Here is a 14,050-nt window from a genome sequence, read left to right on the forward strand (position 1 = left end):
AATTCTTCTGTTCTAAATACTGGTAAATACTTTTATAACCGTTTAGAATAAAACTAATCATGCAAAGAAGGATGAGTTATGAGAAAGTTAATTGGTTTTACTGTTTTAGTTGCGTTGCTAACTGGTTGTTCTTCTCAGAAGATGCTGTCAATCTATCAAACAGATGGTGTAGAAATTACTCAAAACACGTTTGGTGAGGATATCATAAATAAATACAGTACTTCACAACCAATTACCATTCTTCATTCTTCATTATCACTCTGTATTACACAAGAACTTGATAATCGCCCAGTAGTTTTGAACCGTGAAAACTATTTAAGTTCGGCATGGTGGCCATATTATAATATGGCTTCTCTACAAGCAATTACGATAAATGGTGGTGATACTCTCATATTAGTTGAAGGAAATAATGTTGTTGCTAACGCTATTACCAATTATCAATCACAATCTAAATACTTCGTTAGTTATACATTAACCGCAACTCGCAATGCCAAAAATATTCATTACTTATTTAGCAATATCAAACAAGCTCAACAATATACTGCTTCTATTGGCAATGAAGGGTTTGAAAATGTAAAAACCTTGGAAAGAACCCACCCAGATTTAGTTATTGATGCACTCAATAAAGAAGTCGATAAAATTCAGGCTTGTTTATTACATTAATACTGTACGCTAAAAAAAATTACAGTTGAGGAACGGGGATTTTAAGCCTAAAATTGATACAAAATTCTTATCAAGACATTTTAAAAAGTAAAACTCATCATGAAAAAAATTCTTTTTTTATTATTGCTTCCATTTTCTAGCTTTGCACAAAATGACATAAATGACTTTTGGAAAAATGATTTTTGGCAAATTAATGAAGTAGTAAATCATGAATTGGATTTATTTGAGTTATCCAATCCCCCCGCTGAAAGATTACATATAAGTTCGGATGGAACGAAATTTATTTACGGTAACTCGCTAACTTTTAATACTAATGGTACTTTCTTATCAAAATACTCTGCTAGGTGTGGTAACGATTGTTTTACCGGTTCGGAAGGTACTTTTGAAAAAATTGATGAAACACATCTTCGATTACAAATCAATTTATTCCAGCGTTCTGGCGACTGTGAAGGCGTAGAAGATAGAACAGTTCGAGATTTAGGAACTTTTGAAATTAAACCAACTGAAAATGGCTATGAATTAGTTAAATTAAAGGATGAATGAAGACTAGCTATAAAATAATAAGATAATAAGTAAGTAATATCCTTCTTTTCATTAAATTAATTAAACCAACTCCTTAATTTATTATTCCCTAAATTATTTGTTATCTATTAGATAAACAATACAAAAATTGTTGATTCATTGATGTATAAAAAAAGTTGAGGAGCGGGGTTTTTTGAGTTTAAAAATAGTCAAAATTTGACATCAATCCATTCTTTAATTAGATAACTTATAAAAGTCTTTCTAATAAATTAGTCATTACTAATTCTTCCATTTTAAAGGTGACTTTGTCATAAAAACCTATATAAATCAATCATAAAATTATTAAGATACTTACATTAGTTACAAAACTAGTTAGTAAACTTTCTTATTCTTCTGATTTCTTTCTGCATAACTATACTGCATATGTGCTATAAAAAAATAAAGAGGTTTAGTTATGAGTATGTTACAAGATATAAAAGAAAACAAAATGTATATAGGTTCACTTCCCCTCCCCATATTTTTAGTTTGTTCGATTATCGTTATTATTGCTGCACAATTAGATATGCTACCTAAAAGCCTTATTGGTGGTTTTGCTGTGATATTACCTTTAGGTTGGTTTTTAGGCACTGTCGGGCAGAATATTCCATTTTTCAAAAAATTTGGGGCGCCTGCCATTTTGTCACTTATCGTTCCTTCATTATTGGTTTACTACAACGTTTTTGATGAGAATACTTTATCAGCAACAAAGATGTTAATGAAAGACTCTAACTTTTTACTCTTTTATATCGCCAGTTTAGTGTGCGGTAGTATTCTTGGTATGCATCGAGTTATTTTAGTTCAAGGCTTTATTCGAATGATGATTCCGATGCTATTAGGTATGTGTTTAGCTGCGTTTGTTGGCGTCTGTGTCGCCGTAGCTTTTGGTGATGATTGGGAGCACGCCTTCTTTTATACAGTTTCACCAGTAATGGCAGGAGGAATTGGTGAAGGTGTTTTGCAACTGTCCAATGCCTACAGCAATATCCTTAATCAAGATTATAATGTTTTTGTTAGCGCATTAATTCCTGCAACTGTTGTAGGTAACTTTTTTGCAATCACTTTTACGGCGATTATGAGCCGAATTGGTGAAGTTAAACCTCACTTAAGTGGGCACGGTCAATTAGTAAAAATTGAATTTGATGGCTTAGCTGAAGCGTTAAAAGATGATAAGACACCACTTGATGCTCGTGCAATGAGTGGCGCAGTTATGATTTTAGCTACGTTATTTATCTTCGGTATGATTTTAGAAAAAGTAACTCATTTCCCTGGTCCTGTTTTAATGATTATTGCTACCGCTGTAGTTAAATATTTTCGTTTATTACCAGCGAGTGTCGAACGAGGAAGCCAACAATGGTACAAATTTATCTCAGGCAACTTTACCTTTCCATTAATGGCAGGACTTGGGCTACTTTATATAGATTTAAATAGCGTAGTTAAAGTATTAACTATCCCATACTTTATTACCATTATCTCTATCGTCTTCACTGTTTCAATGACAGGATTTGTTTGTAGCTTCTTCTTAAAAATGTATCCAGTTGAGGCATCTATTATTTCATCTTGCCAAAGTGGAATGGGTGGAACTGGTGATGTAGCAATACTTTCAACAGCCAATAGAATGAACTTGATGCCTTTTGCACAAGTTGCAACACGATTAGGGGGAGCTTTAATGGTGATATGCACCACGGCACTAATGCGTTATTTACATATGTAGTTTTATAAACATTAAAAAATTAATTAGAAGTTTTAAAAGCAGTTTGAGATAAATATTGGTTTGATCTCAAAAAATATTAAATATAGTTTTAAGTATTTAAAAAGGTAAGCATTATGACAACAGTACAAGAAAAAGCGTTAGCAATCAGTAAACAAATGCACGGTAAATTTGAAACCCACTCGAAAGTCCCTGTTAATTCAATGGCAGATCTTAGTGTTGCTTATACACCAGGCGTTGCAGCAGTCTGCACCGAAATTGCTAAAAATCCCGATTCAGTTTATGAATATACTAGTAAACGTAATTTAGTTGCGGTTATCACTGATGGTTCAGCTGTTTTAGGGTTAGGAAATATTGGGCCAGAAGCAGCAATTCCAGTAATGGAAGGCAAGGCAATTTTATTTAAACAATTTGCAGATGTTGATGCAATACCTTTATCAATTAATACTCAAGATCCAGATGAGTTAGTTAAACATATAGCAGCATTAGCGCCCTCATTTGGCGGTATCAATCTAGAAGATATTAGTGCACCAAGGTGTTTTGAAATTGAAAAACGATTACAAGAATTATTAGATATTCCTGTATTCCATGATGATCAACATGGTACAGCAATCGTTGTATTAGCAGCGCTTTATAATGCACTTAAAGTTGCAGGTAAGTCGATCGAATCGGCCAAGGTGGTGATTAACGGTGGCGGAGCAGCTGGTTTAGCAATTGCCGATATGTTATTAGCCGCTGGAGTAACCGATCTTAAAATTGTCGATAAGATTGGTATTTTATCCGAAGATGATCTTTCTTTACCACCTCACCATTTAGCCATGGCGAAGAGAACCAATAAGAACAAACAAAAAGGTACATTACAAGATGCGGTTAAAGGTGCTGATGTGTTTATTGGTGTTTCAGCCCCAGGAGTATTAAAAGCAGATTGGGTTAAAACGATGGCAGAAAAATCAATTATTTTTGCTATGGCAAATCCAACACCAGAAATATTCCCAGACGAAGCTAAAGCAGCTGGTGCTTATATTGTCGGTACTGGGCGTAGTGATTATCCGAATCAAATTAATAATGTTTTAGCATTCCCTGGCATATTTAGAGGCGCTTTAGATGCTAGAGCAAAAAATATTACATTAGCCATGCAGCTTGCAGCAGCAAAAGGATTAGCCAATATCATTACACCTGACAAACTATCAATTGATTGTATATTGCCAAATGCATTTGAACCTAATGTAGCCAAGGTGGTTGCTGAAAGTGTAAAAAATGCAGCAAATAATCTTTAATAGTCGATTAAATTAGCTATAAACCTACTAATACGAAATTTATTAGTAGGTTTTCCTGCCTAATAAGTTATGATAGTAAGTGATCGCTTTTTATACAGTAAATGAGAATGAGATATTTATTTAATAAATTACCACTCAACGTTAAGTTAATAAGCCTGATTTGCTTAGTGTTTATACTTTCAGTTATTGCACAAAATATTTATATTGTTCATGTAGTGAATAACGAATATCTTATCAACTCTCGCCAACGAGTTGAGAATATCGCAAATATTATCTCTACATCACAAAGTATCATTGACGAAATACAAAATCCTACACCACAAAATATTGCTTCCATTCAAAAAACAACAGAACAATCCAGAGCATTAACACAAACTGATTTTATTGTGATATTTAATATGCAAGGCGTTCGATATTCGCATCCCGATGAAAATAAAATAGGTCAAACTATAGTTGGTGGAGATGAACAGCGCGCATTAAATGGTGAGTCCTATACTTCAATTGCGAAAGGCACATTGGGAGATTCTGTTCGGGCTTTTAAGCCAATTATGAATGATAAAGATCAACAAATTGGTGTAGTTTTAGTTGGTCAGACCTTGCAAAAAATTAATCATTTAGCATCAAGAACAAGTCAGCCGATTTGGCTATCCTTGTTTGCTTCATTATCGATAGCTATTCTTTTGGCCTATTTGTTATCTCGCAATATAAAGAAAATTTTATACGGCCTTGAGCCAGTTGAAATGGCACAGCTATTTGCTGAGCGAAATGCTATTATCCGAACGGTAAAAGAAGGCATTGTGGTTATCAATCGAGATGGATTAATTACACAGATCAATGATGAAGCAATTAGAATTTTGCGCATAAAAAAAGATAAAGAAAATATTATAAGCTTACCTATTGGTGACTTTATTCCAAATACTCGACTGCACGAAGTGATGATGAGTGGAAAAGCTGAATATGATTGTGAACAAAATATTAATGGCGTGGTGATACTAACCAATCGAACTCCATTATTTGTTAATGATATTTTAGTTGGAGCTATTGCTTCATTTAGAGATATGACAGAAGTACGTAGATTGGCAGAAAATTTAACAGGAGTTAATCGTTATGCCGATGCTTTACGTTCACAATCTCATGAGTTTAATAATAAATTACATGTTATTTATGGGTTAGCCTTTAATGACAATAAATCTGAATTAATTGATTATCTTGAAGAAATTATTGGCAATCAACAAGCGGAATCTAAACTTGTTAGTCAATATATTAAAGATCCAATTATTGCAGGATTTTTAAATAGTAAATTTAGCCGAGCACGTGAGCTAAATGTGACATTAACGTTTAATATTGATGGTATTTTGGCACCAATAACAGATACATCTGTGACACATGGTTTAGTTACAATACTTGGTAATTTAATTGATAATGGACTTGATGCAGTACAATTTTTGGATGATAAGCAGATAAAGGTGAGTTTAGTTATTGATAATTCTAATTTTCAGATTGAAATCAATGATAATGGTGAAGGTATTTCTGAAAATGATATTCAATATATTTTTCAAAAAGGCTATTCGACAAAGGGCGATAATCGTGGTTTTGGGCTTTATTTAGTGTTAGCTAGTATTGATGAGTTAGATGGGCAAATACAATTATGTGATTCTGATAATAAAAAAGGGACTTGCTTTAAGGTATTATTACCATTAGAAGAGATTTATAGGAAAAAATAATCATATGGTAGAAGTTTTAATTGTTGAAGATGATCCGATGGTAGCAGAGCTCAATAAAAAATATTTGCAAATGCTTCCTGGTTTTAATTTAGTGGCAACTGTTACTAATGGAGAACAAGCGCTACATTTTATCCATGATAATCATATTGATCTATTGTTGCTTGACGTTTTTATGCCAAAACTAAATGGTCTTGATCTGTTAAAATATATTCGAATTAGTTACCCTAAAATAGATATTATTATGGTAACCGCCGCATGTAATACCAATGATATCCAAACCGCATTACGTTTAGGAGTCATTGATTATATTGTTAAACCCTTCACTTTTGAGAGATTTCGTACGGCTTTGATTTCATATCAAGAACGGATTCGCCTATTATCATCTTCCGAAATACTAAACCAGAATCAATTAGATGATCGAATTTTCACTAAAAACTTTAATACTACAAATAGATTACCAAAGGGAATCGACTCACAAACTTTACAATCTGTTCGAGATGTTATTGTTAACTATCAACAAGATTTCTCTATGAGTGATATTATCGAATTGATTCCTTTATCTAGGATATCGGTTAAGAAATATCTTGATTATTTAGAAGAGTTAGGAGAAATAGAAAGCCATTTGACCTATTTACCAATTGGCCGTCCAGTAAAACGTTATATTTATCAAAAATAGTTTATTTAGTTTGTTATTAATTGTGCTGTAAATGATTACTAAGTTGACTAAAACTATTCATCCATTGTAATTTCATCTAATGATAAGCTGAAACTTGGGACAAATACATCTAAAAAATAATCCATTTCTGGAGTATTACGATCTGATAATGTTTTTTTCAATCGTTGTTCTGCTAACCTAAACTCATTATTACCCGCACTAAGCTCTTCAATTGTTTTAAGATATGCACACAAAGCATCTGCTTGTTTTACAATGCTTTTTTCATCTTCATCATAATAATCGTCATCAATTAGTGTTTTAAAGTCATCTTGTAACTCTTTTGGCAACATATTAATGAGTTTATTTTGAGCTATTTTTTCAATCTTTTTGTATTCAGATGTGATCTGTGGGTTGTAATATTTAGTCGGTGTCGGTAAATCACCTGTTAATACTTCTGATGCATCATGATACATAGCCAGTAATGCTATGCGTTCAGGGTTAACATTACCATTAAATCGTTTGTTTTTAATTATCGCTAAAGCATGTGCAACAAAAGCAACTTGAAGGCTATGTTCTGATACATTTTCAGTTCTCACGTTACGCATTAAAGGCCAACGATTAATTAGTTTTAAACGCGATAAATGAGCAAAAAAATGGCTGTTATTCATTATGATTATCTCATTGATTCTAAAATAAAAAACGCCTCCAAATCGGAAGCGTTAGTAAATTTATAATACGATTTTAATGACTTATGCTAAAACAAGCTGTCTTGTACCTAAAGCAACAGGAACATTTTGTTCTTCATCAAAGGTGACATATTCCCAAGCATCTTGTTTAGCTAATAACGCTTGCAATAGTTGGTTATTTAAAGCGTGACCTGATTTATAACACACTACTTCACCAATCATATTGTGGCCACTCATGTATAAGTCACCAATGGTATCTAGCATTTTATGACGTACAAATTCATCTTCAAAACGAAGACCATCTTCATTAAGAACTTTATAATCGTCAACAACAATTGCACAATCTAAGCTACCGCCTAAACATAATCCTTTAGATTGTAATGCTTCAATATCTCGCATAAATCCAAACGTTCTTGCACGACTGATTTGACGAATAAAAGACTCTGAAGAAAAATCCAATTGGTAACGTTGTGAACTGTTATCAATAGCTGGATGACGAAAATCAATAGTGAAATCTAATCGAAAACCACTATATGGTCTTACTTCTGCCCATTTATCACCATTTTCGACACGAACAGTTTCTTTAACTCGTATGAATTTTTTCAGCGCATTTTGCTCAGTAATTCCAGCATCTAATAATAAGTAAACGAATGGGCTTGCACTTCCGTCCATAATTGGAATTTCGGGCGCATTTACTTCAATAATAATATTATCTATACCGAGCCCAGCTAATGCAGAATTGATATGTTCAACAGTTGAAATACGAACATTATCTTCATTAACCAAACAGGTACAAAGCATTGTATCACGCACAGATTTTGCATCCACAGGAAAATCAACATACGGATTTAAATCTGTACGGCGATAAATAACACCTGTGTTCTCTGGCGCAGGACGTAAAGTCAAAGTAACTTTTTTGCCAGTATGTAAACCGACACCAGTTGCTTGAATTGTCTTTTTTAAGGTTCTTTGTTTCACTTCGCACCTACTCTTTTTATTCGCTTCCATTATCCATTAGACAATAAGAAATCAAATAAGTTCAATACTAATTAGCCTGCTTACGGATAAAAGCAGGAATATCTAAAATTTTATGTTCTTCCATTGGAGAAACCGCTGGTTCATTAACAACTTTAGGCATTGGTTCCTCTTGTTGCTGTGGCAAATGATTTGTTTGTCCAAATAATGAACCATGTGATGTAACTGGTTTATTAATTTTAACTTCTGGACGTTTATCCATACCAATACCAGTTGCAACCACTGTAACACGAATTTCATCAGACATGTCTGGATCAAATGTAGTACCAACAACCACAGTTGCATTGTCAGAAGCAAAAGCTCTAACAGTACTACCAACAGTTTCAAATTCTTCTAAACCAAGATCAAGACCTGCTGTAACATTAACTAACACGCCACGCGCACCCGATAAATCAATATCTTCAAGTAACGGGCTTGAAATAGCCATTTCAGCAGCTTCTTCGGCACGGTTATCACCACTCGCACGACCAGAACCCATCATAGCGTAACCCATTTCGGACATTACCGTTCTAACGTCGGCAAAGTCAACGTTGATATGACCTGGTTTGGTAATTAATTCAGCAATACCTTGTACTGCACCTTTTAAAACACCATTAGCAGCAGCAAAAGCGTCTAATAGCTTAACGCCTCGACCTAATACTTTTAATAATTTATCATTTGGAATTGTGATAAGAGAGTCAACGTGTTTAGCTAACTCAGCAATACCTTGCTCAGCAAAAGCCATACGTTTTTTACCTTCAAATCCAAAAGGCTTTGTAACAACAGCTACAGTTAAAATACCGAGTTCTTTAGCAATTTCTGCAACAACTGGAGCTGCACCTGTTCCTGTTCCGCCACCCATTCCGGCTGCGATGAATACCATGTCGGCACCCTCAATCGCACTACGAATAACATCACGATCTTCTTCTGCTGAATTCCTTCCCACTTCTGGATTAGCTCCAGCACCAAGTCCTTTGGTCACATTATTACCGATTTGGATAGTTTGACCAACTTTAATTCTTTTCAATGCTTGTGCATCAGTATTTGCTGCAAAAAACTCAACGCCTTCAATATGTTCAGCAATCATATGCTCAACAGCATTACCGCCGCCGCCACCTACACCAATAACTTTAATGACTGCTGCTGGCTCATCATCCGCAACCATAGGCTCAAACATAACTTATCTCCAAATTTACGATCTAACAACATTGTACAGATAACCAGCTACAATGTCTACGAAGTTATTAAATATATTAGCTAAAATTCTTTTTTAAACCAACCGGTCAATCTTTTAGCTATCCCTTTCAATGATGATTTATTGCTATCTTTAGTATCATCATTTAATAAACTTTGTTTTCCATAGTGCAATAAGCCTACGGTTGTAGAACAATAAGGCTTTTGCACATAATCAGTTAATCCTGAAATATTCAAAGGTTGTCCAATACGAACTTGATTTTGAAAAACTTTTTCAGCACATTCAACCATACCTTTAATTTGAGCTGCTCCACCAGTTAAAACAATCCCTGCTGCCAACTGATATTTCACATTTTGTTTCTTAAGTTCATCTTGTAACACTAGTAATTCTTTTTGGACTAAAGATAAAAGTTCTGAATAGCGTGGTTCTATTACATCTGCTAATGTTTGTCTTTGTAATGAGCGTGATGGTCGTCCTCCAACACTCGGCACATCAATAACTTCATCTTTACCAACTAATGAACCGACAGCACAACCATAACGAATTTTGATATTTTCTGCATCCATTGGCGGTGCACCAAATGCATAAGCGATATCACTAGTAACAACATTGCCAGCATAAGGAATAACTACCGAATGACGTAATGCACCACCTGTATAAACAGTAACATCCATTGTTCCGCCACCGATATCAATAACACATACACCTAATTCTTTTTCATCATCAGTCAAGACTGCATAGCTAGAAGCCAACCCAGAGAAAATAAGTTGATCAACTTTTAAACCACAACGTTCAACAGCCTTAACGATATTTCTTGCCATATCATTATGACAGGTGACCAAATGAACTTTCGCTTTCATTCTTACACCAGATAATCCGATAGGATTTTTAATGCCTTCTTGTAAATCAATTGAATACTCTTGAGCAATAACGTGCAAAATACGATGTTCATCCAATATTCGAACGGATTTAGCTGTATGAACTACGTTTTCGACATCTTCTGCCGTAACCTCTTCATCAGCAATTGGCACCATACCTATTTCATTTTGACAACGAATGTGTTTACCAGATAGGCTTAAATAAACAGAAGATATTTGGCAATCAGCCATTAATTCAGCTTGGTCAACTGCTCGTTGGATTGATTTAACAACTGATTCAAGGTCATTTACACCACCTTTATCAACGCCTTTCGATGGACAATGTCCAACACCAATAATATTGACCACACCATCAGGAAGCACTTCACCGACAAGGGCAAGTACTTTGGATGTGCCAACTTCAAGTCCAACAACCAATTTTTTCTCTGTTGCTTTCATACTTAAGCCTTTATTTATTCCTTATTGCGATATTTTTTCTCGTTGTACTGCGATGCCGTTTTCATAACGCAAATCAGCAGCCGTTATTTTTTCATCAGCTGGCATTCTAGACTGAATTTCAGGAAATAATTTAATAAATTGTTGATAGCGTTGTTCTATTTTTTCACTACCAACTATCAATTTTATATCCTGACTTTCAGAACATAAATCAGCTGTACATTGTTTGATCAGCAATTGCCAAGCATTACGTTCATCAGCTATAGCTGCTTTAATTTCTGATGCAAACTTGTTATTAGCTAACTTTCTAGAAATTTCTTCTAGCTTAAAATACGTTTCTAATATTGTTTTTGCTTTACCTTCAGGGCCATATATCCTAGGTAATTGCAATTCACCCAAACGATCTAATGGCACACTAAATACATTGCCAGCATTATCAAGTAGATATAAATCATTCCAGTAAAATGCAGGTTTGTATTCTTCAATATAAACAATCAACCTATCCGGCCATTGCTTACGGATACTAGCTTGTTTAACCCAAGGGTATCGCATTATTTCTTGTTGAATATCGTCAACATCCTGTCCTATATAGGTATTTGGCAATCCTAAACCTAATATTGCTTGTCGAAGATCATCTTCAGTTGTGTAAGTATACTCTCCACTTAAAGTCAATTGTGATAAAACCATTTGATCTGGATCTTCCATCCAGTTCTTAACACAATTGATAGCCCAGGCACTAATACAAATAATTATAATAAAGAACAAAAAACCTATCATTTGTTCTGAATTACGAAAAACAAGCAACCTTCTTCTATTTTGATGTTCTCGTTTGTGCGCTGCTTGTCGGACTTTTTTCATAAAAATAAAGCCAATTATATGGTTGCTAATTGTAAAATACGTTTAACCAATTCACTAAATGACCATCCGTATTCTTTTGCTGCCATTGGTACTAAACTATGGTCTGTCATGCCTGGAGCAGTGTTTACTTCAAGTAAATATGGTTTTTCATTATTATCAAACATAATGTCCACTCTACCCCAACCTCGGCAACCAACGGCTTTATAAGCATCTAAAGCTAATTTACGAATCTCTTGTTCTTTTTCATCAGATAATCCGCTTGGACAGAAATATTGGGTTTTATCTGACAAATACTTTGCATCATAATCATAAAAATTGGTAGCAGGCTTAATGTAAATTGCTGGTAAAACCTCATCACCAACTATCGCAACGGTAAACTCAGGGCCTGATAAAAACGATTCAACCATTACGGTATTATCATATTTGAATGCAACATCAATAGCAGCTTTTAATTCTTCTGCCTTATCAACTCTTGTCATACCAACACTTGAGCCTTCATGGCTTGGTTTAACAAATAATGGTAATCCAAGATTTTTAACAATATTTTCAATGTCAATTAATTGCGATTTTTCAACCATAACGTAATCAGCAACAGGTAAACCAAGTGATTTCCAAACTAGTTTTGTTTTTAACTTATCCATGGTTAAAGCTGATGATAAAACATCACTTCCGGTATAAGGAATGTTTTGATAAGTTAAAATAGCTTGGGTAATACCATCTTCGCCACCTCGACCATGTAAAATAATAAAAGCTTTAGTAAACCCTTCTTGATTCAAATTTGTTATACAATGATCTTTAGTATCGATAAGATGAGCATCAATACCATTTTCTTGTAACCCTGAAAATACTGCTTTACCTGATTTTAGTGATACTTCTCGTTCAGCAGAGGTCCCACCATACAACACAGCAACTTTATCAACCATTATTATAAAACCTCTTTTGAAAATAGTTGGCTACTGGCTAACTGACGGGCAACTCGGCCAACGCTTCCAGCACCTTGAGTTAATAACAAATCCCCACCTTGTAATAATTCTTTCATTATTTCAGGTAGAAGATCTAAATCAGAAACGTAAATTGGATCAACTTTTCCACGATTACGAATTGAACGGCAAAGTGATCGACTATCTGCGCCTGCAATAGGCTGTTCACCAGCAGAATATACATCTAACATAACTAACGCATCAACTTGAGAAAGAACCTGCGCAAAATCATCAAATAAATCACGAGTACGCGTAAATCTATGTGGTTGAAATAACATCACCAATCTACGGTCAGGCCAACCATTTCGAGCTGCCTGAATTGTGGCATTAACTTCGCTAGGATGATGTCCGTAATCATCAACCATCATAATATCTTTTCCATTTCCATCAGGAAAAATACCTAATAGATCGAATCGACGGCTAGTTCCAGCAAATTTTGCTAAAGCTTGTATAATTGAATTATCATCAATACCATCTTCAGTCGCAGCGATAATTGCTGCTGCTGAGTTTAAGGCATTATGTTTGCCAGGTGCATTTAATTCAATTTCTAAATCGTTATGATCTGGGCGACATACTGTGTAGTAACTAACGCCTCTCTCCTGACGATAATTTTTAATAACAACATCGGCTTCTTCACTAAAACCATAAGTGATAATTTTACGACCAACAATCGGTAACAATTCACGATTAATAGGATCGTCATAACACATAACAGCTAATCCATAAAAAGGAAGATTACGTAAAAAGGAGATAAAGGTTTGTTTAAGATTCTCAACACTTCCTTGATAAGTATCCATATGATCAGGTTCAATATTAGTTACTATAGATACCATAGGCTGTAAGTGTAAAAATGAAGCATCACTTTCATCGGCTTCTGCAATAAAATATCGACTACTACCTAATCTAGCATGGGTTCCTGCTGCTTTAACCAAACCACCATTTACAAAAGTTGGATCGAGTTTAGCTTCTGCATAAATAGCCGTTACCATTGCTGTGGTAGTCGTTTTACCATGGGTTCCTGCAATAGCTATACCATATCGAAAACGCATTAATTCGGCTAACATTTCAGCTCGTTGAATTACAGGAATACGAGCTTCTCTAGCTGCAACGACTTCTATATTATCTTGAGAAATCGCTGATGAGATAACAACAACACTTGCACTAAGAACATTTTCAGCAGCATGTCCGATAACAATCTTTGCGCCTAATGTTTCTAAATGTTGTGTTACTGCATTTTCAGCAATATCAGAACCGCTAATTTGATAACCTTCATTAGCAAGAACTTCAGCAATCCCTCCCATTCCGGCACCGCCAATACCCACAAAATGGATATGTTTGACACGTTTCATTTCTGGAATGATTGCTCTTAATTCAGCTAATTCCTTAGTATTCACTATTAAACCCCTGGTTAATTAT

The 14,050-nt window shown here is 34.6% G+C and carries 13 protein-coding genes; 6 read left to right on the forward strand and 7 right to left on the reverse strand.

Annotation, left to right across the window (positions count from 1 at the left end; all coding sequences use genetic code 11):
- Positions 1 to 78: 78 nt before the first annotated feature.
- The 6 genes from J3U24_RS03435 (at position 79) to J3U24_RS03460 (ending at position 6,609) form a co-directional block, all read left to right on the forward strand.
- Positions 79 to 663, forward strand: a complete 585-nt coding sequence (locus J3U24_RS03435) for a hypothetical protein (protein ID WP_065734821.1) — start codon at positions 79 to 81, stop codon at positions 661 to 663.
- Positions 664 to 762: 99 nt separating this feature from the next.
- Positions 763 to 1,206, forward strand: a complete 444-nt coding sequence (locus J3U24_RS03440; protein ID WP_267336715.1) for a hypothetical protein — start codon at positions 763 to 765, stop codon at positions 1,204 to 1,206.
- Positions 1,207 to 1,639: 433 nt separating this feature from the next.
- Positions 1,640 to 2,935: a 2-hydroxycarboxylate transporter family protein gene (locus tag J3U24_RS03445; RefSeq protein WP_065562313.1), complete on the forward strand. Its 1,296-nt coding sequence runs from the start codon at positions 1,640 to 1,642 to the stop codon at positions 2,933 to 2,935.
- 113 nt (positions 2,936 to 3,048) lie between these two features.
- Positions 3,049 to 4,209, forward strand: coding sequence for an NAD(P)-dependent malic enzyme (locus J3U24_RS03450; protein ID WP_065562314.1), 1,161 nt, complete (start codon positions 3,049 to 3,051; stop codon positions 4,207 to 4,209).
- Positions 4,210 to 4,316: 107 nt separating this feature from the next.
- On the forward strand, positions 4,317 to 5,933 hold the full coding sequence (gene dcuS, locus J3U24_RS03455) for a DcuS/MalK family sensor histidine kinase (RefSeq protein ID WP_267336714.1): 1,617 nt from the start codon (positions 4,317 to 4,319) through the stop codon (positions 5,931 to 5,933).
- Between the two features lie 4 nt (positions 5,934 to 5,937).
- Entirely contained in the window at positions 5,938 to 6,609 is a 672-nt protein-coding gene (locus J3U24_RS03460; RefSeq protein ID WP_065562316.1) for a response regulator, read from the forward strand.
- 53 nt (positions 6,610 to 6,662) lie between these two features.
- Here J3U24_RS03460 and yfbR read toward each other — a convergent pair whose 3' ends face one another.
- The 7 genes from yfbR to murC all read right to left on the reverse strand — a co-directional run bounded on the left by yfbR (position 6,663) and on the right by murC (position 14,028).
- Entirely contained in the window at positions 6,663 to 7,256 is a 594-nt protein-coding gene (gene yfbR / locus J3U24_RS03465) for a 5'-deoxynucleotidase (RefSeq protein ID WP_065562317.1), read from the reverse strand.
- An 81-nt stretch (positions 7,257 to 7,337) separates the two neighbouring features.
- Positions 7,338 to 8,282, reverse strand: coding sequence for a UDP-3-O-acyl-N-acetylglucosamine deacetylase (gene lpxC, locus J3U24_RS03470; RefSeq protein ID WP_065734818.1), 945 nt, complete (start codon positions 8,280 to 8,282; stop codon positions 7,338 to 7,340).
- Between the two features lie 37 nt (positions 8,283 to 8,319).
- A complete protein-coding gene (gene ftsZ, locus J3U24_RS03475) occupies positions 8,320 to 9,453 on the reverse strand; it encodes a cell division protein FtsZ (protein WP_370632624.1) in 1,134 nt (377 codons plus the stop codon).
- A gap of 92 nt (positions 9,454 to 9,545) precedes the next feature.
- On the reverse strand, positions 9,546 to 10,799 hold the full coding sequence (gene ftsA / locus J3U24_RS03480) for a cell division protein FtsA (protein ID WP_065562320.1): 1,254 nt from the start codon (positions 10,797 to 10,799) through the stop codon (positions 9,546 to 9,548).
- 21 nt (positions 10,800 to 10,820) lie between these two features.
- On the reverse strand, positions 10,821 to 11,654 hold the full coding sequence (locus J3U24_RS03485) for an FtsQ-type POTRA domain-containing protein (protein WP_081299464.1): 834 nt from the start codon (positions 11,652 to 11,654) through the stop codon (positions 10,821 to 10,823).
- Positions 11,655 to 11,668: 14 nt separating this feature from the next.
- On the reverse strand, positions 11,669 to 12,577 hold the full coding sequence (locus J3U24_RS03490) for a D-alanine--D-alanine ligase (protein WP_267336713.1): 909 nt from the start codon (positions 12,575 to 12,577) through the stop codon (positions 11,669 to 11,671).
- Positions 12,578 to 12,579: 2 nt separating this feature from the next.
- Entirely contained in the window at positions 12,580 to 14,028 is a 1,449-nt protein-coding gene (murC, locus tag J3U24_RS03495; RefSeq protein WP_065562322.1) for a UDP-N-acetylmuramate--L-alanine ligase, read from the reverse strand.
- Between the last annotated feature and the right edge of the window lie 22 nt (positions 14,029 to 14,050).

The sequence above is a fragment of the Gilliamella sp. B2785 genome (assembly GCF_026537005.1).
Classification (GTDB): Bacteria; Pseudomonadota; Gammaproteobacteria; order Enterobacterales; family Orbaceae; genus Gilliamella; species Gilliamella apicola_E.

Coding starts and splice junctions, on each gene's coding strand:
- J3U24_RS03435 (WP_065734821.1), top strand. CDS start 79: ATGAGAAAGTTAATTGGTTTTACTGTTTTAGTTGCGTTGCTAACTGGT.
- J3U24_RS03440 (WP_267336715.1), top strand. CDS start 763: ATGAAAAAAATTCTTTTTTTATTATTGCTTCCATTTTCTAGCTTTGCA.
- J3U24_RS03445 (WP_065562313.1), top strand. CDS start 1,640: ATGAGTATGTTACAAGATATAAAAGAAAACAAAATGTATATAGGTTCA.
- J3U24_RS03450 (WP_065562314.1), top strand. CDS start 3,049: ATGACAACAGTACAAGAAAAAGCGTTAGCAATCAGTAAACAAATGCAC.
- dcuS (WP_267336714.1), top strand. CDS start 4,317: ATGAGATATTTATTTAATAAATTACCACTCAACGTTAAGTTAATAAGC.
- J3U24_RS03460 (WP_065562316.1), top strand. CDS start 5,938: ATGGTAGAAGTTTTAATTGTTGAAGATGATCCGATGGTAGCAGAGCTC.
- yfbR (WP_065562317.1), bottom strand. CDS start 7,256: ATGAATAACAGCCATTTTTTTGCTCATTTATCGCGTTTAAAACTAATT.
- lpxC (WP_065734818.1), bottom strand. CDS start 8,282: ATGGAAGCGAATAAAAAGAGTAGGTGCGAAGTGAAACAAAGAACCTTA.
- ftsZ (WP_370632624.1), bottom strand. CDS start 9,453: ATGGTTGCGGATGATGAGCCAGCAGCAGTCATTAAAGTTATTGGTGTA.
- ftsA (WP_065562320.1), bottom strand. CDS start 10,799: ATGAAAGCAACAGAGAAAAAATTGGTTGTTGGACTTGAAGTTGGCACA.
- J3U24_RS03485 (WP_081299464.1), bottom strand. CDS start 11,654: ATGAAAAAAGTCCGACAAGCAGCGCACAAACGAGAACATCAAAATAGA.
- J3U24_RS03490 (WP_267336713.1), bottom strand. CDS start 12,577: ATGGTTGATAAAGTTGCTGTGTTGTATGGTGGGACCTCTGCTGAACGA.